The 23,419-nt window shown below is 53.6% G+C and carries 23 protein-coding genes and 5 tRNA genes; 26 read left to right on the top strand and 2 right to left on the bottom strand.

Annotation, left to right across the window (positions count from 1 at the left end):
- The first annotated feature begins 114 nt into the window (after positions 1 to 114).
- Both HII27_RS20735 and nei read left to right on the top strand, forming a co-directional pair.
- Positions 115 to 270: a Hok/Gef family protein gene (locus HII27_RS20735; RefSeq protein ID WP_185669338.1), complete on the top strand. Its 156-nt coding sequence runs from the start codon at positions 115 to 117 to the stop codon at positions 268 to 270.
- A gap of 145 nt (positions 271 to 415) precedes the next feature.
- Positions 416 to 1,207 (top strand): endonuclease VIII, encoded by a 792-nt coding sequence (gene nei, locus HII27_RS20730; protein WP_185669337.1) that lies wholly within the window; start codon positions 416 to 418, stop codon positions 1,205 to 1,207.
- A 122-nt stretch (positions 1,208 to 1,329) separates the two neighbouring features.
- On the opposite strand, the gene HII27_RS20725 is transcribed toward nei, so the two are convergent.
- Positions 1,330 to 2,613, bottom strand: a complete 1,284-nt coding sequence (locus tag HII27_RS20725) for a citrate synthase (RefSeq protein ID WP_185669336.1) — start codon at positions 2,611 to 2,613, stop codon at positions 1,330 to 1,332.
- A 204-nt stretch (positions 2,614 to 2,817) separates the two neighbouring features.
- Complete coding sequence (locus tag HII27_RS27625) at positions 2,818 to 2,925, bottom strand: hypothetical protein (RefSeq protein ID WP_438268729.1); 108 nt, start codon at positions 2,923 to 2,925, stop codon at positions 2,818 to 2,820.
- A 324-nt stretch (positions 2,926 to 3,249) separates the two neighbouring features.
- Between HII27_RS27625 and sdhC the strand changes: the two genes are divergently transcribed.
- From sdhC to HII27_RS20605, 24 genes are all read left to right on the top strand, one after another.
- Entirely contained in the window at positions 3,250 to 3,654 is a 405-nt protein-coding gene (sdhC, locus tag HII27_RS20720) for a succinate dehydrogenase cytochrome b556 subunit (RefSeq protein ID WP_185669335.1), read from the top strand.
- Entirely contained in the window at positions 3,648 to 3,995 is a 348-nt protein-coding gene (gene sdhD, locus HII27_RS20715) for a succinate dehydrogenase membrane anchor subunit (protein WP_185669334.1), read from the top strand. The genes sdhC and sdhD overlap by 7 nt, the downstream gene beginning before the upstream one ends.
- On the top strand, positions 3,995 to 5,761 hold the full coding sequence (sdhA, locus tag HII27_RS20710; RefSeq protein WP_185669333.1) for a succinate dehydrogenase flavoprotein subunit: 1,767 nt from the start codon (positions 3,995 to 3,997) through the stop codon (positions 5,759 to 5,761). The genes sdhD and sdhA overlap by 1 nt, the downstream gene beginning before the upstream one ends.
- A gap of 15 nt (positions 5,762 to 5,776) precedes the next feature.
- Positions 5,777 to 6,493, top strand: coding sequence for a succinate dehydrogenase iron-sulfur subunit SdhB (gene sdhB, locus HII27_RS20705; RefSeq protein ID WP_035892722.1), 717 nt, complete (start codon positions 5,777 to 5,779; stop codon positions 6,491 to 6,493).
- A gap of 241 nt (positions 6,494 to 6,734) precedes the next feature.
- Positions 6,735 to 9,536, top strand: coding sequence for a 2-oxoglutarate dehydrogenase E1 component (gene sucA / locus HII27_RS20700; protein ID WP_185669332.1), 2,802 nt, complete (start codon positions 6,735 to 6,737; stop codon positions 9,534 to 9,536).
- 13 nt (positions 9,537 to 9,549) lie between these two features.
- Positions 9,550 to 10,770, top strand: a complete 1,221-nt coding sequence (gene odhB / locus HII27_RS20695; RefSeq protein ID WP_185669331.1) for a 2-oxoglutarate dehydrogenase complex dihydrolipoyllysine-residue succinyltransferase — start codon at positions 9,550 to 9,552, stop codon at positions 10,768 to 10,770.
- A gap of 135 nt (positions 10,771 to 10,905) precedes the next feature.
- Entirely contained in the window at positions 10,906 to 12,072 is a 1,167-nt protein-coding gene (sucC, locus tag HII27_RS20690) for an ADP-forming succinate--CoA ligase subunit beta (RefSeq protein WP_003022927.1), read from the top strand.
- A complete protein-coding gene (sucD, locus tag HII27_RS20685) occupies positions 12,072 to 12,941 on the top strand; it encodes a succinate--CoA ligase subunit alpha (RefSeq protein ID WP_166514885.1) in 870 nt (289 codons plus the stop codon). The genes sucC and sucD overlap by 1 nt, the downstream gene beginning before the upstream one ends.
- A gap of 861 nt (positions 12,942 to 13,802) precedes the next feature.
- Positions 13,803 to 15,365 carry a cytochrome ubiquinol oxidase subunit I gene (cydA, locus tag HII27_RS20680; RefSeq protein WP_185669367.1) on the top strand — a complete coding sequence of 521 codons (1,563 nt, stop codon included), beginning with the start codon at positions 13,803 to 13,805 and terminating at the stop codon, positions 15,363 to 15,365.
- A gap of 15 nt (positions 15,366 to 15,380) precedes the next feature.
- Positions 15,381 to 16,520: a cytochrome d ubiquinol oxidase subunit II gene (gene cydB / locus HII27_RS20675; RefSeq protein ID WP_185669330.1), complete on the top strand. Its 1,140-nt coding sequence runs from the start codon at positions 15,381 to 15,383 to the stop codon at positions 16,518 to 16,520.
- 14 nt (positions 16,521 to 16,534) lie between these two features.
- Positions 16,535 to 16,648: a cytochrome bd-I oxidase subunit CydX gene (cydX, locus tag HII27_RS20670; protein ID WP_003858598.1), complete on the top strand. Its 114-nt coding sequence runs from the start codon at positions 16,535 to 16,537 to the stop codon at positions 16,646 to 16,648.
- On the top strand, positions 16,648 to 16,944 hold the full coding sequence (ybgE, locus tag HII27_RS20665; protein WP_035892729.1) for a cyd operon protein YbgE: 297 nt from the start codon (positions 16,648 to 16,650) through the stop codon (positions 16,942 to 16,944). Before cydX ends, ybgE begins: the two co-directional genes overlap by 1 nt.
- Before the next feature lie 145 nt (positions 16,945 to 17,089).
- Complete coding sequence (gene ybgC, locus HII27_RS20660) at positions 17,090 to 17,494, top strand: tol-pal system-associated acyl-CoA thioesterase (RefSeq protein WP_035892730.1); 405 nt, start codon at positions 17,090 to 17,092, stop codon at positions 17,492 to 17,494.
- On the top strand, positions 17,491 to 18,183 hold the full coding sequence (gene tolQ, locus HII27_RS20655) for a Tol-Pal system protein TolQ (RefSeq protein ID WP_185669329.1): 693 nt from the start codon (positions 17,491 to 17,493) through the stop codon (positions 18,181 to 18,183). Before ybgC ends, tolQ begins: the two co-directional genes overlap by 4 nt.
- A 3-nt stretch (positions 18,184 to 18,186) precedes the next feature.
- Positions 18,187 to 18,615, top strand: a complete 429-nt coding sequence (tolR, locus tag HII27_RS20650; RefSeq protein WP_035892731.1) for a colicin uptake protein TolR — start codon at positions 18,187 to 18,189, stop codon at positions 18,613 to 18,615.
- Positions 18,616 to 18,712: 97 nt separating this feature from the next.
- Positions 18,713 to 19,996: a cell envelope integrity protein TolA gene (gene tolA, locus HII27_RS20645; protein ID WP_185669328.1), complete on the top strand. Its 1,284-nt coding sequence runs from the start codon at positions 18,713 to 18,715 to the stop codon at positions 19,994 to 19,996.
- Between the two features lie 132 nt (positions 19,997 to 20,128).
- A complete protein-coding gene (tolB, locus tag HII27_RS20640; protein WP_185669366.1) occupies positions 20,129 to 21,421 on the top strand; it encodes a Tol-Pal system beta propeller repeat protein TolB in 1,293 nt (430 codons plus the stop codon).
- A 34-nt stretch (positions 21,422 to 21,455) separates the two neighbouring features.
- Positions 21,456 to 21,977 carry a peptidoglycan-associated lipoprotein Pal gene (gene pal / locus HII27_RS20635; RefSeq protein WP_185669327.1) on the top strand — a complete coding sequence of 174 codons (522 nt, stop codon included), beginning with the start codon at positions 21,456 to 21,458 and terminating at the stop codon, positions 21,975 to 21,977.
- Positions 21,978 to 21,986: 9 nt separating this feature from the next.
- Positions 21,987 to 22,790, top strand: coding sequence for a cell division protein CpoB (gene cpoB / locus HII27_RS20630; RefSeq protein ID WP_185669326.1), 804 nt, complete (start codon positions 21,987 to 21,989; stop codon positions 22,788 to 22,790).
- 165 nt (positions 22,791 to 22,955) lie between these two features.
- Positions 22,956 to 23,031: transfer RNA gene (locus HII27_RS20625), tRNA-Lys, on the top strand.
- A 26-nt stretch (positions 23,032 to 23,057) separates the two neighbouring features.
- Positions 23,058 to 23,133 (top strand) — tRNA-Val (locus tag HII27_RS20620).
- Positions 23,134 to 23,135: 2 nt separating this feature from the next.
- Positions 23,136 to 23,211 (top strand) — tRNA-Lys (locus HII27_RS20615).
- 51 nt (positions 23,212 to 23,262) lie between these two features.
- Positions 23,263 to 23,338, top strand: a tRNA-Val gene (locus HII27_RS20610).
- A gap of 3 nt (positions 23,339 to 23,341) precedes the next feature.
- Positions 23,342 to 23,417 (top strand) — tRNA-Lys (locus HII27_RS20605).
- The last annotated feature ends 2 nt before the right edge of the window (positions 23,418 to 23,419 follow it).

Below are 23,419 nucleotides of genomic sequence, written 5' to 3'. Positions count from 1 at the left end.
CAGTTAACTTTCAACGTCTTGCAGGACGTTAAACATTAATCTGAGGCCATCTATTATGAAGCAGCATCATAAAGATAGTCTCTTACCGACCTTCGGGTCAAGGAGAAGTAGGCTATGAAGCAGCCAAAGGCGATGGTTATCGCCCTGATTGTTATCTGTATCACCGCCATTCTGGTGGTGCTGGTCACAAGGGAAGATCTCTGCGAGGTACGGCTCCGAACCGGCCATGCGGAGCTCGCTGTCTTCACAGCTTACGAATCTGTTAAGTAAGAGCGCCGGCGGGGAGTCATCCCCGCCACTTTGCGGTGTTGTTGCTATCCTCATGCACCCATTCTTTTTATTCGACACGCCGTGTGCGAGCCAAACGTATTATTGATAATATTGTTGCCTTGACGATCGAAAGGGAGCAATCACTATGCCTGAAGGTCCAGAGATCCGCCGGGCGGCGGACAGCCTGGAAAAGGCGATTCAGGGCAAACCGTTGACCGAGGTCTGGTTTGCGTACCCCGAATTATCCTCTTATGCACCCACCCTGATCGGCCAGCATGTCACCCACGTTGAAACGCGCGGTAAAGCGCTGCTGACCCATTTTTCCGGTGGTCTGACCCTCTATAGCCACAATCAGCTCTACGGCGTGTGGCGAGTGGTTAACGCCGGGGAGATGCCCGAAACCACGCGGGTACTGCGGGTTAAATTACAAACGGCGGATAAAGCGATTCTGCTCTACAGCGCGTCCGATATTGAGATGCTGACGCCAGGGCAGGTGAAAACGCACCCGTTTTTACTACGCGTTGGGCCAGACGTGCTTGATATGACCTTAACGCCCGAGGTGGTAAAAACGCGGCTGCTGTCGGCAAAATTTCGCAACCGCCAGTTCTCCGGCTTGCTGTTGGATCAGGCGTTTCTTGCGGGGCTGGGTAACTATCTGCGGGTTGAGATCCTCTGGCAGGTTGGCTTAACCGGCAACCATAAAGCGTCGCAGCTCAATGAACAGCAGCTCGAGGCGCTGTCGCATGCGCTGCTCGATATTCCTCGACTCTCCTACAACACGCGCGGGCAGGTGGATGATAATAAACACCACGGCGCGCTATTTCGCTTCAAGGTGTTTCATCGCGATGGCGAAACGTGCGAGCGCTGCGGTGGGGTGATTGAAAAGACGATGCTCTCCTCAAGGCCGTTTTATTGGTGCCCGGGGTGTCAGCATTAGGTTGTGAAAACGACCAGGATGCATGGCTGTAGCCCGGGTGAGCGCAGCGACCCCGGGAAAATCACCACACCGCAGCCATAAAAAAAGCGCCCGCAGGCGCTTTTTGACTTTCAAACTCTCGATTACTTCTTGAGATCTGATTTGAAATCACGCTGCTCGTAGCCGGTGTACAGCTGACGAGGACGCGCAATCTTCATGCCGTCGGTGTGCATTTCGTTCCAGTGAGCAATCCAGCCAATGGTACGCGCCATCGCGAAGATAACGGTAAACATGGACGATGGAATACCCATCGCTTTCAGGATGATACCGGAGTAGAAATCGACGTTCGGATACAGTTTCTTCTCGATGAAGTACGGGTCGTTCAGCGCAATGTGCTCAAGCTCCATCGCCACTTCCAGCAGGTCATCTTTGGTACCCAGCTCTTTCAGCACTTCGTGACAGGTTTCACGCATCACGGTGGCACGCGGGTCGTAGTTCTTGTACACGCGGTGGCCGAAGCCCATCAGACGGAAAGAGTCGTTCTTATCTTTCGCACGACGCACGAACTCAGGGATGTGCTCAACGGAGCTGATCTCTTCCAGCATCTTCAGTGCTGCTTCGTTGGCGCCACCGTGTGCTGGCCCCCACAGAGAAGCGATACCGGCAGCGATACAGGCGAACGGGTTAGCACCAGAAGAGCCAGCGGTACGGACGGTAGAGGTGGACGCGTTCTGCTCGTGGTCAGCGTGCAGGATCAGAATACGATCCATCGCGCGTTCCAGAACCGGGTTCACTTCGTAATCTTCGCAAGGAGTCGCAAACATCATACGCAGGAAGTTCCCGGCGTAGGAGAGGTCGTTACGTGGATAGACGAACGGTTGACCGATGGAATATTTGTAGCACATCGCGGCCATGGTCGGCATTTTCGACAGCAGGCGGAATGCAGCAATCTCGCGGTGACGCGGGTTATTTACATCCAGGGAGTCGTGATAGAACGCTGCCAGTGCGCCGGTAATACCGCACATCACCGCCATTGGGTGAGAGTCGCGACGGAACGCATGGAATAAGCGAGTGATCTGCTCGTGGATCATGGTGTGGCGAGTCACGGTAGTGGTGAACTCGTCAAACTCAGCCTGGGACGGTTTTTCACCGTACAGCAGGATGTAGCACACTTCGAGATAGTTAGATTCTGTGGCTAGCTGATCGATAGGGAAGCCACGGTGCAGCAAGATCCCTTCGTCGCCATCAATAAAAGTAATCTTAGACTCGCAAGATGCGGTAGAGGTAAAACCAGGGTCAAAGGTAAAAATGCCTTTCGAACCCAGACTACGGATATCAAGAACATCCTGACCGAGCGTGCCTTTTAGCACATCCAGTTCAATAGCAGTATCACCCGATAGAGTGATTTTTGCCTTCGTATCAGCCATTTACGGTCTCCTTAGCGCCTTTTTGCTTAAGACTGCTGGATGCCGGATTTGCAATTCAAAACATAGTTCGACGTTGCCAGTTTGTTATTTGGCTCACGGCTCTGCGGTAAAGATAACGCGAGGGTACAGAGCAAGGGCGCTTGACGGTGCACGTCTAATCTACAGTGAAACAACAGCAAATCAGGGTCTTAGCAATCCGATGATTCAAACCTGTACAACACTAATAACTGTCCTGATAAGTTCGGTCAATACCGTCACACTGTTACATAACTTATTATCAGGTGAAAGAGTGACCCCATAACTTTTGAGCATTATATGCTTTTACAGGTGATGGTTGTAACAATAATGTTTAATATTTGTCAAATCACGTGATTAATTTTTAAAAAATTGTTTTAATCGTGAGCATGATCACTGTTCTGCATAAAACCGGACAAACTATATGTAGGTTAATTGTAATGATTTTGTGAACAGCCTATACTGCCGCCAGGTCTCCGGAATACCCTGCAATCCCGAGCCACCCAGCGTTTTAACGTGTCGATTTAGCATCTGTGAGCAGATTTAACCATGACGCGAAGTTATAGAAAGGACGCTGCTTGACCCGCCTGCGGACCGGAGGAAGGAAATAATAAGAACAGCATGTGGGCGTTATTCATGATAAGAAATGTGAAAAAACAAAGACCTGTCAATCTGGATTTGACAACAATCCGGTTCCCTATAACAGCGATAGCGTCCATTCTCCATCGCGTATCCGGTGTGATCACGTTTGTGGCGGTCGGTATTCTGCTATGGTTGCTGGGCACCAGTCTCTCCTCCCCGGAAGGCTTCCAGACCGCTTCCTCCATCATGAGCAGCTTCTTCGTTAAATTCATTATGTGGGGCATCCTCACTGCGCTGGCGTACCATGCGGTTGTGGGTATTCGTCACGTGTTAATGGATTTCGGTTATATCGAAGAAACTCTCGAAGCCGGTCAGCGCTCTGCGAAAATCTCTTTTGTTATTACTGTCGTGCTTTCAATTCTTGCAGGAGTCCTCGTATGGTAAGCAACGCCTCAGCATTAGGACGCAACGGCGTACATGACTTCATCCTCGTCCGCGCCACCGCTATTGTCCTGACTCTGTACATCATCTACATGGTGGGCTTTTTTGCGACGCACGGTGAAGTGACCTGGGAAATCTGGAGCGGTTTCTTTGCCTCTGCGTTCACCAAAGTGTTCACCCTGCTGGCTCTGGTCTCAATCTTGATTCATGCCTGGATCGGCATGTGGCAGGTGTTAACCGACTACGTTAAACCACTGGCTCTGCGCCTGACGCTGCAACTGGTTATTGTTGTGGCCCTGTTGGTTTACGTTATCTATGGATTTGTTGCGGTGTGGGGTGTGTGATGAAACTGCCAGTCAGAGAATTTGATGCTGTTGTGATTGGTGCCGGTGGCGCAGGTATGCGCGCGGCGCTGCAAATTTCCCAAAGCGGCCAGACTTGTGCGCTGCTGTCTAAAGTGTTCCCGACCCGTTCCCATACCGTATCTGCGCAGGGTGGTATCACCGTTGCGCTCGGTAATACCCATGAAGATAACTGGGAATGGCACATGTACGACACCGTAAAAGGGTCGGACTACATCGGTGACCAGGACGCTATTGAATACATGTGTAAGACCGGCCCGGAAGCGATTCTGGAGCTGGATCATATGGGCCTGCCGTTCTCCCGTCTGGAGAATGGGACCATCTATCAACGTCCGTTTGGCGGCCAGTCGAAAAACTTCGGCGGCGAGCAGGCGGCACGTACCGCAGCGGCAGCTGACCGTACCGGTCACGCCCTGCTGCACACGCTTTATCAACAGAATTTGAAAAACCACACCACTATTTTCTCCGAGTGGTATGCGCTGGACCTGGTGAAAAATGCCGATGGCGCAGTGGTGGGTTGTACCGCGCTGTGTATCGAAACCGGTGAAGTGGTTTACTTCAAAGCCCGTGCAACCGTGCTGGCAACCGGCGGGGCAGGGCGTATCTATCAGTCCACCACTAACGCCCACATCAATACCGGTGACGGTGTTGGTATGGCTATCCGTGCCGGTGTTCCGGTGCAGGATATGGAAATGTGGCAATTCCACCCAACCGGTATCGCCGGCGCGGGCGTTCTGGTGACAGAAGGCTGCCGTGGTGAAGGTGGTTATCTGCTGAACAAACACGGCGAGCGCTTCATGGAGCGTTATGCGCCGAACGCGAAAGACCTCGCGGGTCGTGACGTGGTGGCGCGTTCCATCATGATCGAAATCCGTGAAGGTCGCGGCTGTGACGGCCCATGGGGTCCACACGCCAAGCTGAAGCTGGATCACCTGGGTAAAGAAGTGCTGGAATCCCGTCTGCCGGGTATCCTGGAACTGTCTCGTACCTTCGCACACGTTGACCCGGTTAAAGAACCTATCCCGGTTATCCCAACCTGCCACTACATGATGGGCGGTATTCCGACCAAAGTGAGCGGCCAGGCACTGACCGTGAATGAGCAAGGCGAAGACGTGGTGATTCCTGGTCTGTTCGCGGTAGGTGAAATTGCCTGCGTATCCGTTCACGGTGCGAACCGTCTGGGTGGCAACTCGCTGCTTGACCTGGTGGTCTTCGGTCGTGCGGTTGGCCTGCATCTGCAGGAATCCATCGCTGAACAGGGCGAACTGCGCGACGCGACCGAAGAAGAGATTGACGCTTCTCTGGAACGTCTGAATCGCTGGAACGGTAACCGTGACGGTGAAGACCCGGTCGAAATTCGCAAAGCGCTGCAGGAATGTATGCAGCATAACTTCTCGGTATTCCGTGAAGGCGATGCGATGGCCAAAGGTCTTGAGCAGCTGAAAGCGATTCGCGAGCGTCTGAAAAATGCCCGTCTGGATGACACCTCAAGCGAATTCAACACCCAGCGCGTAGAGTGTCTGGAGCTGGATAACCTGATGGAAACGGCTTACGCCACCGCGGTGTCTGCAAACTTCCGTACCGAAAGCCGTGGCGCACATAGCCGCTTCGACTTCCCGGATCGTGATGATGAAAACTGGCTGTGCCATTCCCTGTATCTGCCAGAGTCGGAATCCATGACGCGTCGTAGCGTCAATATGGAACCGAAACTGCGTCCGGCATTCCCGCCGAAGATTCGTACTTATTAATGCGGAGACAGGATTATGAAACTCGAGTTTTCAGTTTATCGTTATAACCCGGACGTTGACGATGCTCCGCGCATGCAGGATTACACCCTGGAAGCGGAAGAAGGTCGCGACATGATGCTGCTGGATGCATTGATGCAGCTGAAAGAAAAAGATCCAAGCCTGTCGTTCCGCCGCTCCTGCCGTGAAGGGGTATGTGGTTCTGACGGCCTGAACATGAACGGGAAAAACGGTCTGGCGTGCATCACGCCGATCTCCGCGCTGAATCAGCCGGGCAAGAAAATTGTTATCCGTCCACTGCCTGGTCTGCCGGTTATCCGCGATTTGGTGGTAGACATGGGGCAATTCTACGCACAGTATGAGAAGATTAAGCCTTACTTGTTGAATAATGGGCAAAATCCTCCGGCTCGTGAGCATCTGCAGATGCCAGAGCAGCGTGAGAAACTCGATGGTCTGTACGAGTGTATTCTCTGCGCATGCTGTTCGACCTCTTGCCCGTCGTTCTGGTGGAACCCGGACAAGTTTATCGGCCCGGCAGGCCTGCTGGCTGCGTATCGCTTCTTGATTGATAGCCGCGATACCGAAACCGACAGCCGCCTGGAAGGGTTAAGTGACGCTTTCAGCGTATTCCGCTGCCATAGCATCATGAACTGCGTCAGTGTATGTCCTAAGGGGCTGAACCCGACGCGCGCCATCGGCCATATTAAGTCGATGCTGCTGCAACGTAGTGCGTAATACCCTGTTCCCCTCTCCCATAAGGAGAGGGGATAACATGCAGGAAACCTTTAAAAACTGCCAAATCTGCTTTCTCTCATGAGAAAGGGTGAGCGCAAAGCGCTTAAGACAGTTTCTAAAGGTTCCTTCGCGGGCCAGTGCAAATACAAGAGCTCGCAAGTGAACCCTGGGACGTGTGCTATATCGGCGTACGTCGTAGTTATCCACGGCGAAATAAGCATAAGATGCTTAAGGGATCACGATGCAGAACGGCGCAATGAAAGCCTGGCTGGACTCTTCTTACCTCTCTGGCGCGAACCAGAGTTGGATAGAACAGCTCTATGAAGACTTCTTAACCGATCCTGACTCTGTCGACGCTCACTGGCGTTCAATGTTCCAGCAGTTACCTGGTACCGGAGTCAAACCGGATCAATTTCATTCCAAAACACGTGATTATTTCCGTCGTCTGGCGAAGGATGCCTCACGTTACTCTTCTTCGATTTCCGACCCTGACACGAATGCGAAGCAGGTTAAAGTCCTGCAGCTTATCAACGCTTATCGCTTCCGTGGTCACCAGAACGCGATCCTCGATCCGCTGGGACTGTGGCAGCAGGATAAAGTGGCTGATTTAGATCCCGCTTTCCACGATCTGACTGAGGCCGACTTCCAGGAGAGCTTTAACGTAGGTTCTTTCGCCATCGGCAAAGACACGATGAAGCTCGGCGATCTGATTGATGCTCTCAAACAGACCTACTGCGGCCACATCGGCGCGGAATACATGCACATCACGAACACCGAAGAGAAACGTTGGATCCAACAGCGTTTTGAAGCGGGGCATGCCACCTTTACTGCAGAAGAGAAAAAACGCTTCCTGAGTGAACTGACTGCGGCAGAAGGTCTGGAGCGCTACCTGGGCGCGAAATTCCCAGGCGCAAAACGCTTCTCGCTGGAAGGCGGCGATGCGTTGGTACCGATGCTCAAAGAGATGATCCGCCATGCGGGCAAGAGCGGTACCCGTGAAGTGGTGCTGGGTATGGCGCACCGCGGTCGTCTGAACGTGCTGATCAACGTTCTGGGTAAACAGTCCCAGGAGCTGTTCGACGAGTTCTCCGGCAAGCATAAAGAACACCTCGGCACCGGTGACGTGAAGTACCACATGGGCTTCTCCTCCGACATCGAAACCGAAGGTGGCCTGGTACACCTGGCGCTGGCGTTTAACCCGTCGCACCTCGAAATCGTAAGCCCAGTGGTTATCGGTTCCGTCCGTGCGCGCCTTGACCGTCTGGACGAGCCAAGTAGCAATAAAGTTCTGCCGATTACCATCCACGGCGACGCCGCGGTAACCGGTCAGGGCGTGGTTCAGGAAACCCTGAACATGTCCAAAGCGCGTGGTTACGAAGTGGGCGGTACCGTTCGCATCGTGATTAACAACCAGGTGGGCTTCACCACGTCTAACCCGCTGGATGCGCGTTCAACGCCATACTGTACCGATATCGGTAAGATGGTGATGGCGCCAATCTTCCACGTGAACGCGGATGACCCGGAAGCTGTGGCTTTCGTTACCCGTCTGGCGCTGGATTTCCGTAACACCTTTAAACGTGATGTGTTCATCGACCTGGTGTGCTACCGCCGTCACGGCCATAACGAAGCCGACGAGCCAAGCGCAACCCAGCCGCTGATGTACCAGAAAATCAAAAAGCATCCGACCCCGCGTAAAATCTATGCTGACAAGCTGGAAGCGGACAAAGTCGCGACGCTGGAAGATGCCACCGAGATGGTTAACCTGTATCGCGATGCGCTGGACGCGGGCGAATGCGTGGTGAAAGAGTGGCGTCCAATGAACCTGCACTCCTTTACCTGGTCGCCATACCTCAACCATGAGTGGGACGAAAGCTACCCGAACAAGGTTGAGATGAAGCGCCTGCAGGAGCTGGCTAACCGTATCAGTACCGTACCTGATGCCATTGAAATGCAATCTCGCGTAGCGAAAATCTACGGCGACCGTCAGGCAATGGCGGCGGGCGAGAAGCTGTTCGATTGGGGCGGCGCGGAAAACCTGGCGTACGCCACGCTGGTCGATGAAGGCATTCCAGTCCGTCTGTCCGGTGAAGATGCCGGTCGCGGCACCTTCTTCCACCGTCACGCGGTTATCCATAACCAGTCTAACGGTTCCACCTACACCCCGCTGCAGCACGTGCATAACGGGCAGGGCGTATTTAAGGTGTGGGACTCCGTACTGTCTGAAGAAGCGGTCCTGGCATTCGAATATGGTTACGCGACGGCTGAGCCACGCACCCTGACCATCTGGGAAGCCCAGTTCGGCGACTTCGCCAACGGTGCGCAGGTGGTTATCGACCAGTTCATCTCCTCCGGCGAGCAGAAATGGGGCCGTATGTGCGGTCTGGTTATGCTGCTGCCACACGGTTATGAAGGTCAGGGTCCGGAGCACTCCTCTGCGCGTCTGGAACGTTATCTGCAGCTTTGCGCACAGCAAAACATGCAGGTTTGCGTACCGTCCACCCCGGCACAGGTTTATCACATGCTGCGTCGTCAGGCGCTGCGCGGGATGCGCCGTCCGCTGGTGGTCATGTCGCCGAAGTCTCTGCTGCGTCACCCGCTGGCGGTCTCTACGCTGGACGAACTGGCAAACGGCACCTTTATGCCGGCCATCGGGGAGATTGATGAGCTGGATCCTAGAGTCGTGAAACGCGTCGTGCTGTGTTCTGGTAAGGTTTACTACGACCTGCTGGAACAGCGTCGCAAGAACGACCAGAAAGATGTCGCTATCGTGCGTATCGAACAGCTGTATCCGTTCCCGCACCAGGCGGTACAAGAAGTGCTGAAAGCTTATGCTCACGTGCATGATTTTGTCTGGTGCCAGGAAGAGCCGCTTAACCAGGGCGCATGGTACTGCAGCCAACATCATTTCCGTGATGTGATTCCATTTGGTGCTGGTCTGCGTTACGCAGGTCGCCCAGCCTCCGCCTCGCCGGCGGTAGGGTATATGTCCGTTCACCAGAAGCAGCAACAAGATCTGGTCAATGACGCGCTGAACGTCGATTAATTAAGGATACAAAATGAGTAGCGTAGATATTCTGGTCCCTGACCTGCCTGAATCCGTAGCAGATGCGACCGTAGCAACCTGGCACAAAAAACCGGGCGATGCGGTAGTTCGTGATGAGGTGCTGGTAGAAATCGAAACTGACAAAGTGGTACTGGAAGTACCGGCGTCGGCGGATGGCATTCTGGATGCCGTTCTGGAAGATGAAGGTACTACCGTCACCTCCCGTCAAATCCTGGGTCGCCTGCGTGAAGGCAACAGCGGTGGTAAAGAAACCAGCGCGAAATCTGAAAGCAAAGAGTCGACTCCGGCTCAGCGCCAACAGGCTTCACTGGAAGAACAGAACAACGATGCGCTGAGCCCGGCGATCCGTCGCCTGCTGGCTGAGCACAGCCTCGATGCCAGCGCAATTAAAGGCACCGGTGTTGGCGGTCGTCTGACCCGTGAAGACGTTGAAAAACATCTGGCGAAAGCACCAGCGAAAGCCGCTGCTGCACCGGCTGCGGTTGCTGCAGCGCCGGTTGCACCGCTGGCAGGTCGCTCCGAGAAACGTGTTCCGATGACCCGTCTGCGTAAACGCGTAGCTGAGCGTCTGCTGGAAGCGAAAAACTCTACCGCGATGCTGACGACCTTCAACGAAGTCAACATGAAACCAATCATGGACCTGCGTAAGCAGTACGGTGACGCGTTTGAAAAACGTCACGGTATCCGTCTGGGCTTCATGTCCTTCTACGTGAAAGCCGTAGTTGAAGCGCTGAAACGCTACCCAGAAGTGAACGCGTCTATCGATGGCGAAGACGTGGTTTACCACAACTACTTCGATGTGAGCATGGCGGTGTCTACGCCGCGTGGCCTGGTGACCCCAGTCCTGCGTGACGTTGATGCACTCGGCATGGCTGACATTGAGAAGAACATTAAAGAGCTGGCGCTGAAAGGCCGCGACGGCAAACTGACTGTCGAAGATCTGACCGGTGGTAACTTCACTATTACCAACGGCGGCGTCTTCGGTTCCCTGATGTCTACCCCGATTATCAACCCGCCTCAGAGCGCGATTCTGGGTATGCACGCCATTAAAGACCGTCCTATGGCGGTTGATGGCAAAGTGGAAATTCTGCCGATGATGTACCTGGCACTGTCCTATGACCACCGTCTGATCGATGGGCGCGAGTCTGTAGGCTTCCTGGTGGCAATTAAAGAGCTGTTAGAAGATCCAACCCGTCTTCTGCTGGACGTGTAGGTTTGGGATAACCCCGGCGTCGCTTTCGCTCGGCCGGGCTACGAAATTGTAGCCCGGCCGAACGGAGTGACGCCGGGAGGCCCACCAGAGTTCCAGACAACAACTCAACAACATTTTATAGGATGGATAGAACACATGAACTTACATGAATATCAGGCAAAACAACTCTTTGCCCGCTATGGCTTACCGGCTCCGGTGGGTTATGCCTGTACTACTCCGCGTGAAGCAGAAGAAGCCGCTTCAAAAATCGGCGCTGGCCCGTGGGTAGTGAAATGTCAGGTTCACGCTGGTGGCCGCGGTAAAGCGGGCGGTGTGAAGGTCGTAAACTCTAAAGAAGACATTCGCGCTTTTGCAGAACATTGGCTGGGCAAACGCCTGGTAACCTACCAGACGGATGCACACGGCCAGCCGGTTAACCAGATTCTGGTTGAAGCCGCGACCGACATCGGTAAAGAACTGTACCTGGGCGCGGTTGTTGACCGTAGCTCCCGTCGCGTGGTCTTTATGGCCTCTACCGAAGGCGGCGTAGAAATTGAAAAAGTGGCGGAAGAAACCCCGCACCTGATCCACAAAGTTGCGCTGGATCCGCTGGCAGGCCCAATGCCTTACCAGGGTCGTGAACTGGCGTTCAAACTGGGTCTGGAAGGTAAACAGGTTCAGCAGTTCACCAAGATCTTCATGGGTCTGGCAACGATTTTCCTGGAGCGCGACCTGGCGCTTATCGAAATCAACCCGCTGGTCGTGACCAAGCAGGGCGACCTGATCTGCCTCGACGGCAAACTGGGCGCTGACGGCAACGCACTGTTCCGTCAGGCTGACCTGCGCGAAATGCGTGACCAGTCTCAGGAAGACCCGCGTGAAGCGCAGGCTGCACAGTGGGAACTGAACTACGTTGCGCTTGATGGCAACATCGGTTGCATGGTTAACGGTGCGGGCCTGGCAATGGGCACCATGGACATCGTTAAACTGCACGGCGGCGAACCAGCGAACTTCCTGGACGTTGGCGGCGGCGCAACCAAAGAGCGCGTGACTGAAGCGTTTAAAATCATCCTCTCTGATGACAATGTTAAAGCCGTTCTGGTTAACATCTTCGGCGGTATCGTACGTTGCGACCTGATCGCTGACGGTATCATCGGCGCGGTAGCAGAAGTGGGCGTTAACGTCCCGGTTGTTGTTCGTCTGGAAGGCAACAACGCCGAACTCGGCGCGAAGAAACTGGCTGACAGCGGCCTGAATATTATTGCAGCGAAAAGTCTGACGGACGCAGCACAGCAGGTTGTTGCCGCAGTGGAGGGGAAATAATGTCCATTTTAATCGATAAAAACACCAAGGTTATCTGCCAGGGCTTCACCGGTAGCCAGGGTTCTTTCCACTCCGAACAAGCGATTGCTTACGGTACGCAGATGGTTGGCGGCGTAACCCCAGGCAAAGGCGGCACCACTCATCTGGGCCTGCCAGTGTTCAATACCGTGCGTGAAGCGGTAGAAGCAACGGGCGCAACCGCCACCGTTATCTACGTTCCAGCACCATTCTGCAAAGACTCCATCCTGGAAGCTATCGATGCAGGCATCAAACTGATCATCACCATCACCGAAGGTATCCCTACGCTGGATATGCTGACCGTGAAGGTGAAACTGGATGAAGCCGGCGTGCGCATGATTGGCCCGAACTGCCCAGGTGTTATCACCCCGGGCGAATGCAAAATCGGCATCATGCCGGGTCACATTCACAAGCCAGGTAAAGTGGGTATCGTCTCCCGTTCCGGCACCCTGACTTACGAAGCGGTTAAGCAGACCACTGACTACGGTTTCGGCCAGTCTACCTGTGTGGGCATCGGCGGCGACCCGATCCCAGGCTCTAACTTCATCGATATCCTGAAGCTGTTCCAGGAAGACCCGCAGACCGAAGCGATCGTGATGATCGGTGAAATCGGTGGTAGCGCGGAAGAAGAAGCGGCGGCCTACATCAAAGAACACGTCACCAAGCCGGTTGTTGGCTACATCGCAGGCGTTACCGCGCCAAAAGGCAAGCGTATGGGCCACGCAGGTGCCATCATTGCCGGTGGTAAAGGTACCGCTGATGAGAAATTTGCTGCCCTGGAAGCCGCTGGCGTGAAGACCGTTCGCAGCCTGGCTGACATCGGTGAAGCGCTGAAGTCCGTCATTAAGTAATCCTCTCTGCTCCCTCACTGAATTCCCGCTGCATACAGGGAAGAGGGAGCCTTATATGTCTTGTTTCGACATGGTTGGCCGCCCTTGGGTGGCCTTTTTTTTGTCGTTCCCCCTCCCAGATTGTTGCAACGTTGTACACGTGGGTTAATTTTATCTGCGTCAGTTACTGTCGCCTTTTTTTTGTGCAAACAATAGCCGAACAAAATCATTTGTCAGCAGGGTGGAAACGGCGCTGATATCTACAAATGTTAATTTATTAATATTTAAAGTAAATGAAATGTTATTTGCATCATAATGCAATGTGCGATGTGGAAAAAAATGAGGGACGGTCTACTTTAAACTATACGGGGGAATTGTGCTTATTCGCACCTGGCAAGGTTAAATCTAATTACCTCCACGTCTAATTTCACTTCATTTGATAACCATCAAAGTCAAATTAAAAACACATCGTTAACATTTTGTTCATCATAATATTCAATTAAAAACATAATTAACAATCTCGCGTTAAGTTGATTTAAATCAATATGTAATCACTGGCTATCGGTGGCTAAAACGGCTAAATTGTCGTGGATCAAACTGGCTGGATAATGCTTGATTCGCTATAAATTGATCACCGTCGAAAAACGTAAAACTTCTCCAATAAAAACCTGTTTATTGTAAGGGTTTTACAGCGTAATATATTTTAGGGATCAATTGAGTTTTTTATTAACACGTTTGTAACTTTCGCTTATGGCTGTTTCCGGTGCTCACCAAGGGGCGGTTGTAGGGAAGGGGACAAATCAATTTGTATTGGGGCATGTGTTTGAATCCCGGTCTACGGGTTCATTCTCGGAGTCTTCATGCGATGAGCAAGGAGTCATGATGTTAGATATAGTCGAACTGTCGCGCTTACAGTTTGCCTTGACCGCGATGTACCACTTCCTGTTTGTTCCGCTAACGCTCGGTATGGCGTTCCTGCTGGCAATCATGGAAACGGTTTACGTCCTTTCCGGCAAACAGATTTATAAAGATATGACCAAGTTCTGGGGCAAGTTGTTTGGTATCAACTTTGCGCTGGGTGTGGCTACCGGTCTGACCATGGAGTTCCAGTTCGGGACTAACTGGTCGTACTATTCCCACTACGTGGGCGATATCTTCGGTGCGCCGCTGGCCATCGAAGGTCTGATGGCCTTCTTCCTCGAATCTACCTTTGTAGGTCTGTTCTTCTTCGGTTGGGATCGTCTGGGTAAAGTCCAGCACATGGCGGTGACCTGGCTGGTAGCCCTGGGCTCCAACCTGTCTGCACTGTGGATCCTCGTGGCGAACGGCTGGATGCAGAACCCGATTGCATCTGATTTCAACTTCGAAACCATGCGTATGGAAATGGTCAGCTTCTCCGAGCTGGTCCTGAACCCAGTCGCTCAGGTGAAATTCGTCCATACCGTGGCATCTGGCTACGTCTGCGGCGCGATGTTCGTTCTCGGTATCAGCTCCTACTACATGCTGCGCGGCCGTGACTTCGCCTTCGCTAAGCGTTCCTTCGCGATTGCAGCCAGCTTCGGCATGGCGGCTATCCTCTCCGTTATCGTTCTGGGTGATGAATCCGGTTACGAAATGGGTGACGTACAGAAAACCAAACTGGCTGCGATTGAAGCCGAGTGGGAAACGCAGCCAGCACCGGCCGCCTTTACCCTGTTTGGTATTCCTGACCAGGATGCGCAGGAAAACCACTTCGCCATTCAAATTCCTTACGCGCTGGGCATCATCGCGACCCGTTCTGTTGATAAGCAGGTTACCGGTCTGAAAGATCTGATGGTGCAGCACGAAGAGCGTATCCGTAACGGTATGAAGGCGTATGCACTGCTTGAGCAACTGCGTAGCGGCTCTACCGACCAGGCCATTCGCGATGAGTTTAACCACGTGAAGAAAGACCTGGGCTACGGTTTGCTGCTGAAGCGCTATACGCCGAACGTATCTGATGCGACTGAAGCACAGATCCAGATGGCAACCAAAGATTCTATCCCACGCGTTGCGCCGCTGTACTTTGCGTTCCGTATCATGGTGGGCTGCGGCATCCTGATGCTGCTGATTATTGCGACCTCCTTCTGGACGGTCATTCGTAACAAGATTGGCGAGAAAAAATGGCTGCTGCGCACCGCGCTGTACGCGATTCCGCTGCCGTGGATTGCTATCGAATCCGGCTGGTTTGTGGCGGAATACGGCCGTCAGCCGTGGGCGATTGGTGAGGTGCTGCCGACGGCAGTCGCGAACTCCAGCCTGACCGCGGGCGACCTGATCTTCTCGATGGTGTTGATTTGCGGCCTGTACACCCTGTTCCTCGTGGCGGAGCTGTACCTGATGTTCAAATTCGCTCGCCGTGGACCTAGCAGCCTGAAAACCGGTCGTTACCACTATGAGCAGCCTACCGCTCAGCCGGCACGCTAAGACAGGAGTCGTCAAATGATCGATTATGAAGTATTGCGTTTTATCTGGTGGCTACTGATTGGCATTCTGCTGATTGGTTTTGCCGTCGCCGATGGCTTCGACATGGGGGTGGGCATGCTCACCCGCTTCCTCGGTCGTAACGACACCGAGCGTCGAATCATGATTAACTCCATCGCTCCGCACTGGGACGGTAACCAGGTGTGGCTCATCACCGCCGGTGGCGCGCTGTTCGCTGCGTGGCCGATGGTGTATGCCGCTGCCTTCTCCGGCTTCTATGTGGCGATGATTCTGGTGCTGGCGTCCTTGTTCTTCCGTCCGGTCGGTTTTGACTACCGCTCTAAGATTGAAGACACCCGCTGGCGCAACATGTGGGACTGGGGCATCTTCATCGGTAGCTTCGTGCCGCCGCTGGTGATTGGCGTCGCGTTCGGTAACCTGCTGCAGGGCGTACCGTTCCACGTCGATGAATACATGCGTCTGTACTACACCGGTAACTTCTTCCAGCTGCTGAACCCGTTTGGTTTGCTGGCGGGTATTGTTAGCGTCGCGATGATCCTGACGCAGGGCGCAACCTACCTGCAGATGCGTACCGTGGGCGAACTGCACCTGCGTACCCGCAACGTCTCTATGGTGACGGCGCTGGTAACCCTGGTGTGCTTCGCACTGGCGGGCGTCTGGGTTTACTACGGCATTGATGGCTATGTGGTGAAATCGGTTCTGGATCACTCCGGCCCGTCTAACCCGCTGACGAAGGAAGTGGCGCGTGAAGCCGGTGCGTGGATGGTGAACTTCAACAACATGCCAGCGCTGTGGGCGATTCCTGCTCTGGGCGTGGTGCTGCCGCTGCTGACTATCCTGACCACCAAGGCGGATAAAGGCGCGTGGGCGTTCCTGTTCTCCTCACTGACGCTGGCGTGCATTATCCTGACCGCTGGTATTGCTATGTTCCCGTTCATTATGCCTTCCAGCACAATGATGAACGCGAGCCTGACCATGTGGGATGCGACGTCTAGCCAGATGACGCTGAACCTGATGACCTATGTCGCCGCTGTCTTCGTGCCGATTATTCTGGCCTACACCACCTGGTGTTACTGGAAAATGTTCGGTCGCATCACCAAAGAAGACATCGAACGCAACACCCACTCTCTGTACTAAGTAAGGAGCTGAATATGTGGTATTTCGCATGGATTTTGGGAACGCTTCTTGCCTGTGCATTCGGCGTGATCACCGCGCTGGCGTTAGAGCACGTCGAAGCAACCAAAGCGGGTGAAGAAAAGCACTGATGAAAAATGTTATCGCAATGTTATACGCGATAATGGATAAGCGCCCCTTGCGGGCGCTTTCCCTTGTTATGGCCCTGCTGCTGGCAGGCTGCATCTTCTGGGATCCGACGCGTTTCGCGGCGAAGACCAGCGAACTGGAAATCTGGCACGGTTTCTTGTTGATGTGGTCAGTGTGTGCAGGGGTGATCCACGGCGTAGGCTTCCGTCTGCGTACGGTTCACTGGCAGGGGATTTTTTGTCCGCTCATCGCCGATCTGGTACTGCTGGCTGGTTTGATTTTCTTCTTCTATCGTTGAAAATTATCGCCTGATGATAATGGGCTTGCATAAGCCCATAAAAATTTACTCTCCGTTTACTTCCCCCCATTCCAAACCATCTTTCCCGCGCGTATAGTAGCGAAGTTCAAAAACCCAAAAATTTTTTGCATTACTGGGATGTAAAGTGAATACAACGCTGTTTCGATGGCCGGTTCGGGTCTATTACGAAGATACCGACGCCGGTGGTGTGGTTTACCACGCTAGCTATGTCGCTTTCTATGAAAGAGCACGCACAGAGATGCTGCGGCACCACCACTTCAGTCAGCAGGTTCTGCTGGCGGAGAGGGTGGCCTTTGTTGTGCGTAAAATGACGCTGGAGTATTTTGCGGCTGCCCGACTCGACGATATGCTCGAAGTCCAGACAGAAATTACATCAATGCGTGGTACCTCCATGGTGTTCACGCAGCGAATTGTCAACGCTGAGAATAAGGTACTGAACGAAGCAGAAGTCCTGATTGTCTGTGTTGATCCACTCATCATGAAGCCTCGTGCGCTTCCCAAGTCTATTGTCGCGGAGTTTAAGCAGTGACTGACATGAACATCCTTGATTTGTTCCTGAAGGCTAGCCTTCTGGTTAAACTTATCATGTTGATTTTGATTGGTTTTTCAATCGCCTCCTGGGCCATCATCATCCAGAGAACGCGCATCCTCAACGCGGCAAGCCGCGAAGCTGAAGCGTTTGAAGATAAATTCTGGTCCGGTATCGAGCTGTCTCGCCTGTATCAGGAGAGCCAGGGGCGTCGCGAAAACCTCGCGGGATCGGAGCAGATCTTCTACAGCGGCTTTAAAGAGTTTGCGCGCTTACACCGTGCGAACAGCCATGCGCCGGAAGCGATTGTGGAAGGGGCCTCGCGTGCGATGCGTATCTCCATGAACCGCGAACTGGAAACGCTGGAAACGCATATTCCGTTCCTCGGCACCGTGGGTTCCATCAGTCCTTATATCGGCCTGTTTGGTACCGTATGGGGGATCATGCACGCCTTTATCGCGCTGGGCGCGGTGAAACAGGCTACGCTGCAGATGGTTGCACCAGGGATCGCGGAAGCGCTGATCGCCACCGCTATTGGTCTGTTTGCGGCAATTCCAGCGGTTATGGCGTACAACCGCCTGAACCAACGCGTGAACAAACTGGAACTGAACTACGACAACTTTATGGAAGAGTTCACCGCCATTCTGCACCGTCAGGCTTTTACCGTCAGCGAGAGCAACAAGGGGTAAGCCATGGCCAGAGCACGTGGACGCGGGCGTCGCGAACTGAAGTCCGAAATTAACATCGTTCCGCTGCTGGATGTGTTGTTGGTACTGCTGCTGATCTTTATGGCGACAGCGCCGATCATTACGCAGAGCGTGGAAGTGGATCTTCCTGATGCAACCGAATCGCAGGCGGTAAGCAGTAACGATGAACCGCCGGTTATCGTTGAAGTGTCCGGTGTTGGACAATACAGCGTGAACGTCGGTCAGGAGAAGATGCCGCAACTGCCGCCTGAACAGGTTGTTGCAGAAGCGCAGCGCCGCTTACAGGCGAATCCGAAAACGGTCTTCTTAATTGGGGGCGCGAAAGACGTGCCTTACGATGAAATAATTAAAGCGCTTAACCTGTTACACAGCGCCGGGGTGAAATCGGTCGGGTTAATGACTCAGCCAATTTAACCTGCGATATGCCGCGCAAACGCGCAGGGTGACAGGCCGCTTCCGGCCTGTTGCGCGCGTTATTAAGTAACGGGTGAACAGTTTTTGGGAACCGAGAGTGTCAAAGGCAACCGAACAAAACGACAAGCTTAAACGAGCGATAATTATTTCAGCAGTGCTGCACGTCATTCTGTTTGCGGCGCTGATCTGGAGCTCGTTCGATGAGCATATAGAGGCTTCTGCGGGCGGCGGTGGCGGTTCGTCCATCGACGCCGTCATGGTCGATCCCGGCGCGGTCGTTGAGAACTATAATCGTCAACAGCAGCAGCAATCCAGCTCGAAACGTGCGCAAGAGCAACGTGAAAAGCAGGCTCAGCAGCAGGCTGAAGAGTTACGTGAAAAACAGGCTGCCGAACAGGAACGTTTAAAAGCGCTGGAAAAAGAGCGTTTGCAGGCTCAGGAAGCGGCCAAAGAAGCACAGCAGCAGCAGAAGCAGGCTGAAGAAGCGGCGGCAAAAGCAGCGGCCGATGCAAAAGCGAAGGCGGATGCCCAGGCAAAAGCTGCAGCTGATGCGGCGGTGAAAGCGGCCGCTGATGCCAAAGCAAAAGCCGATGCTCAGGCTAAAGTCGCGGCAGAAGCTGCGAAAAAAGCCGCTGCTGATGCGCAGAAAAAAGCAGAAGCGGAAGCAGCGAAAGCGGCTGCCGATGCTAAAAAGGTAGCCGAAGCTGCCGCCGCGAAAGCGGCTGCGGATGCCGAGAAGAAAGCGGCAGCCGAAGCAGCGAAGAAAGCGGCAGCTGAAAAAGCCGCGGAAGAGAAAGCCGCTGCTGCTGCCGAGAAGGCTGCTGCTGCCGCTGAAAAAGCCGCTGCCGATAAGGCCGCTGCTGCTGCCAAAGCGGCTGCAGATAAGAAAGCCGCCGCTGCTGAAAAAGCGGCTGCGGACAAGAAAGCTGCCGCTGACAAAGCCGCCGCCGCGAAAAAGGCTGCCGCTGAGAAAGCCGCTGCTTCTTCCGGCGTTGACGACCTGCTGGGTGATCTCAGCTCTGGTAAGAATGCGCCGAAAGGCAATACCAGCGGTAGCGCAGGTGGTAACTCTCCTGCTAAAGGTAATAAGCCAGGGCAGGGCGGTGCGTCGCAGGCTGAAATTGCGTCCTATATTGCTCAGGTTCAGGCGGCGATCAAAGGTCATCTGTATGACTGGGATACCTATCAAGGGAAGACCTGTACGTTGCGTGTGAACCTGGCTGAAGATGGCACCGTGCTCAGCGTGAAGACGGAAGGCGGCGATCCGGCGTTCTGCCAGCAGATGCTGGCAGCGACAAACCGGATGACCAAGTTCCCGAAACCGCCGTCACAAGCGATCTGGCAGACCTTTAAAAATGCGCCGCTGGACTTCAAGCCATAGTAATTATTTTTCGCGGAAGTACGCGAAAAATAATGGCGAGATCGTCGCAGGGTTTTGGTAGTTTTGTGTATTTTAGTTTGTTAACATTCTGCTAAATTATCGTGGGCTTTCCGCCTGGATAAGGGAGAAATGATGAAGCAGGCATTACGAGTAGCGTTTGGTTTTCTGATGCTGTGGGCAGCCGTGCTGCACGCAGAAGTACGTATCGAGATCACCCAGGGGGTGGACTCGGCACGCCCAATTGGTGTCGTTCCTTTCCAGTGGGCGGGGCCAGGTGCTGCGCCTGAAGATATCGGCGGCATTGTGGGCGCCGACCTGCGTAACAGCGGGAAATTTAACCCATTAGATCGTTCTCGTCTGCCGCAGCAGCCGGGCAGCGCTCAGGAAGTTCAGCCAGCCGCATGGTCTGCGCTGGGCATTGATGCCGTTGTTGTCGGGCAGGTGAGCCCTAACGCTGATGGCAGCTATAATGTCTCTTATCAACTGGTGGATACCGGCGGTGCCCCTGGCTCCGTGCTGGCACAGAACACCTACAAAGTTAACAAGCAGTGGCTGCGTTATGCCGGTCACACTGCCAGTGACGAAGTGTTCGAGAAGCTGACGGGCATCAAAGGCGCGTTCCGTACCCGTATTGCTTACGTTGTTCAGACCAACGGCGGCCAGTTCCCGTATGAGTTGCGCGTTTCTGACTACGACGGCTACAACCAGTTCGTGGTTCACCGTTCTCCGCAGCCGCTGATGTCTCCAGCATGGTCTCCGGACGGTTCTAAAGTGGCTTATGTGACCTTCGAAAGCGGTCGCTCAGCGTTGGTGGTGCAGACCCTGGCTAACGGCGCAGTGCGTCAGATTGCCTCGTTCCCGCAGCACAACGGCGCGCCAGCGTTCTCGCCTGATGGTTCTAAACTGGCATTCGCACTGTCGAAAACCGGTAGCCTGAACCTGTACGTGATGGACCTGGGCTCTGGTCAGATTCGTCAAGTGACCAACGGTCGCAGCAACAACACTGAACCAACCTGGTTCCCGGACAGCCAGAACCTGGCATTTACGTCTGACCAGGCCGGTCGTCCACAGGTGTATAAAGTTAACGTCAACGGCGGTGCTCCGCAGCGTATTACCTGGGAAGGTTCACAGAACCAGGATGCTGATGTCAGCAGCGACGGCAAGTTTATGGTAATGGTCAGCTCGGCTAACGGCCAGCAGCACATTGCTAAGCAGGATCTGGTAGCGGGTGGCGTACAAGTACTGTCGTCAACGTTCCTGGACGAAACGCCAAGTCTGGCACCTAACGGCACTATGGTTATCTACAGCTCTTCTCAGGGGATGGGATCCGTGCTGAATCTGGTTTCTACAGATGGGCGTTTCAAAGCGCGTCTTCCGGCAACTGATGGACAGGTCAAATTCCCTGCCTGGTCGCCGTATCTGTAATAATAATTAATTGATTACTAAAGGAATCATAGAAATGCAACTGAACAAAGTGCTGAAAGGGCTGATGATCGCTCTGCCTGTTATGGCAATCGCGGCATGTTCTTCTAACAAGAACGCTAGCAATGACCAGAGCGGCGAAGGCATGCTGGGTGCCGGCACTGGTATGGATGCGAACGGTAGCGGCAACATGTCTTCTGAAGAGCAAGCTCGCCTTCAGATGCAGCAGCTGCAGCAGAACAACATCGTTTACTTCGATCTGGACAAGTACGATATCCGTTCTGACTTCGCTGCGATGCTGGATGCTCACGCTAACTTCCTGCGTAGCAACCCATCTTACAAAGTCACCGTAGAAGGTCACGCGGACGAACGTGGTACTCCTGAGTACAACATCTCCCTGGGTGAACGTCGTGCAAACGCTGTTAAAATGTACCTGCAAGGTAAAGGCGTTTCTGCTGACCAGATCTCCATCGTTTCTTACGGTAAAGAAAAACCTGCAGTACTGGGTCACGACGAAGCGGCTTACTCCAAAAACCGTCGTGCCGTACTGGTTTACTAAGAGAATTGCATGAGCAGTAACTTCAGACATCACATGTTGAGTCTGTCGTTACTGGTTGGCATAGCGGCCCCCTGGGCCGCTTTTGCTCAGGCGCCAATCAGTAGTGTCGGCTCAGGCTCGGTCGAAGACCGTGTCACCCAACTCGAGCGTATTTCTAACGCTCACAGTCAGCTTTTAACCCAACTCCAGCAGCAACTCTCCGATAATCAGACTGATATTGACGCTCTCCGCGGACAGATCCAGGAAAGTCAGTACCAGCTGAATCAGGTCGTCGATCGTCAAAAGCAGATTATGCTGCAGATTGACAGCCTGAACGGCGGTGGTGGTGCAGCTCCAGCGACGGGCGACCAGAGCGGTGCAGCGCCTGCAGCGGCGGCTCCAGCAGCATCTGCGGGCGGTAATGCCCCTGCAGCAGCTTCTGGTGTGCCGGTACAGACGGGTGATGCCAATACCGATTACAACGCGGCTATCGCGCTGGTGAAGGATAACGCTCGCCAGGATGATGCCATTGCTGCGTTTCAGAACTTCGTCAAAAAATACCCTGATTCAACCTACCAGCCGAATGCAAATTATTGGCTGGGGCAGCTGAATTACAACAAGGGTAAAAAAGATGATGCGGCGTACTATTTTGCGTCGGTGGTGAAAAACTATCCGAAGTCGCCAAAGGCGGCTGACGCGATGTTTAAGGTTGGGGTCATCATGCAGGACAAGGGTGATACCGCTAAAGCAAAAGCGGTATACCAGCAGGTTGTCAGCAAATACCCAGGTACCGATGGTGCAAAACAGGCGCAAAAACGTCTTAGTGGGCTGTAATGCGCGAAGTAAGACCAGAAATTGTTTTATTTCTGGTCTTGCCGCATGAAACATAAGCAGTTAAGTGATCTTTGTCGAAATATTTGTTGCGCTGAATTCTGAATTCAGTAATATATGCCGCCGTTGCCAAGGGATATCAAACATCCTGAAAGTGGCGAAAAAAGTGGGTCGTTAGCTCAGTTGGTAGAGCAGTTGACTTTTAATCAATTGGTCGCAGGTTCGAATCCTGCACGACCCACCACTTAAAGCAGTATCCAGCGTAGTATCGGGTGATTAGCTCAGCTGGGAGAGCACCTCCCTTACAAGGAGGGGGTCGGCGGTTCGATCCCGTCATCACCCACCACCGGGGCGTTAGCTCAGTTGGTAGAGCAGTTGACTTTTAATCAATTGGTCGCAGGTTCGAATCCTGCACGCCCCACCATCATTTATGGTGGGCACGGTGAAAGCAGTAGATAGTATCCAGCGCAGTATCGGGTGATTAGCTCAGCTGGGAGAGCACCTCCCTTACAAGGAGGGGGTCGGCGGTTCGATCCCGTCATCACCCACCACTCGGGGCGTTAGCTCAGTTGGTAGAGCAGTTGACTTTTAATCAATTGGTCGCAGGTTCGAATCCTGCACGCCCCACCATC

The sequence above is a fragment of the Kluyvera sichuanensis genome (assembly GCF_014218705.1).
Taxonomy (GTDB): Bacteria; Pseudomonadota; Gammaproteobacteria; order Enterobacterales; family Enterobacteriaceae; genus Kluyvera; species Kluyvera sichuanensis.
The sequence above is the reverse complement of the archived record's forward strand: the minus strand, read 5'-3'. Positions and strand labels throughout refer to the sequence as shown.

Excerpts from the sequence above, each read along its gene's own strand:
- HII27_RS20735 (WP_185669338.1), top strand. The coding sequence starts at position 115 with ATGAAGCAGCCAAAGGCGATGGTTATCGCCCTGATTGTTATCTGTATC.
- nei (WP_185669337.1), top strand. The coding sequence starts at position 416 with ATGCCTGAAGGTCCAGAGATCCGCCGGGCGGCGGACAGCCTGGAAAAG.
- HII27_RS20725 (WP_185669336.1), bottom strand. The coding sequence starts at position 2,613 with ATGGCTGATACGAAGGCAAAAATCACTCTATCGGGTGATACTGCTATT.
- HII27_RS27625 (WP_438268729.1), bottom strand. The coding sequence starts at position 2,925 with ATGCTCAAAAGTTATGGGGTCACTCTTTCACCTGATAATAAGTTATGT.
- sdhC (WP_185669335.1), top strand. The coding sequence starts at position 3,250 with ATGTGGGCGTTATTCATGATAAGAAATGTGAAAAAACAAAGACCTGTC.
- sdhD (WP_185669334.1), top strand. The coding sequence starts at position 3,648 with ATGGTAAGCAACGCCTCAGCATTAGGACGCAACGGCGTACATGACTTC.
- sdhA (WP_185669333.1), top strand. The coding sequence starts at position 3,995 with ATGAAACTGCCAGTCAGAGAATTTGATGCTGTTGTGATTGGTGCCGGT.
- sdhB (WP_035892722.1), top strand. The coding sequence starts at position 5,777 with ATGAAACTCGAGTTTTCAGTTTATCGTTATAACCCGGACGTTGACGAT.
- sucA (WP_185669332.1), top strand. The coding sequence starts at position 6,735 with ATGCAGAACGGCGCAATGAAAGCCTGGCTGGACTCTTCTTACCTCTCT.
- odhB (WP_185669331.1), top strand. The coding sequence starts at position 9,550 with ATGAGTAGCGTAGATATTCTGGTCCCTGACCTGCCTGAATCCGTAGCA.
- sucC (WP_003022927.1), top strand. The coding sequence starts at position 10,906 with ATGAACTTACATGAATATCAGGCAAAACAACTCTTTGCCCGCTATGGC.
- sucD (WP_166514885.1), top strand. The coding sequence starts at position 12,072 with ATGTCCATTTTAATCGATAAAAACACCAAGGTTATCTGCCAGGGCTTC.
- cydA (WP_185669367.1), top strand. The coding sequence starts at position 13,803 with ATGTTAGATATAGTCGAACTGTCGCGCTTACAGTTTGCCTTGACCGCG.
- cydB (WP_185669330.1), top strand. The coding sequence starts at position 15,381 with ATGATCGATTATGAAGTATTGCGTTTTATCTGGTGGCTACTGATTGGC.
- cydX (WP_003858598.1), top strand. The coding sequence starts at position 16,535 with ATGTGGTATTTCGCATGGATTTTGGGAACGCTTCTTGCCTGTGCATTC.
- ybgE (WP_035892729.1), top strand. The coding sequence starts at position 16,648 with ATGAAAAATGTTATCGCAATGTTATACGCGATAATGGATAAGCGCCCC.
- tolR (WP_035892731.1), top strand. The coding sequence starts at position 18,187 with ATGGCCAGAGCACGTGGACGCGGGCGTCGCGAACTGAAGTCCGAAATT.
- tolB (WP_185669366.1), top strand. The coding sequence starts at position 20,129 with ATGAAGCAGGCATTACGAGTAGCGTTTGGTTTTCTGATGCTGTGGGCA.
- pal (WP_185669327.1), top strand. The coding sequence starts at position 21,456 with ATGCAACTGAACAAAGTGCTGAAAGGGCTGATGATCGCTCTGCCTGTT.
- cpoB (WP_185669326.1), top strand. The coding sequence starts at position 21,987 with ATGAGCAGTAACTTCAGACATCACATGTTGAGTCTGTCGTTACTGGTT.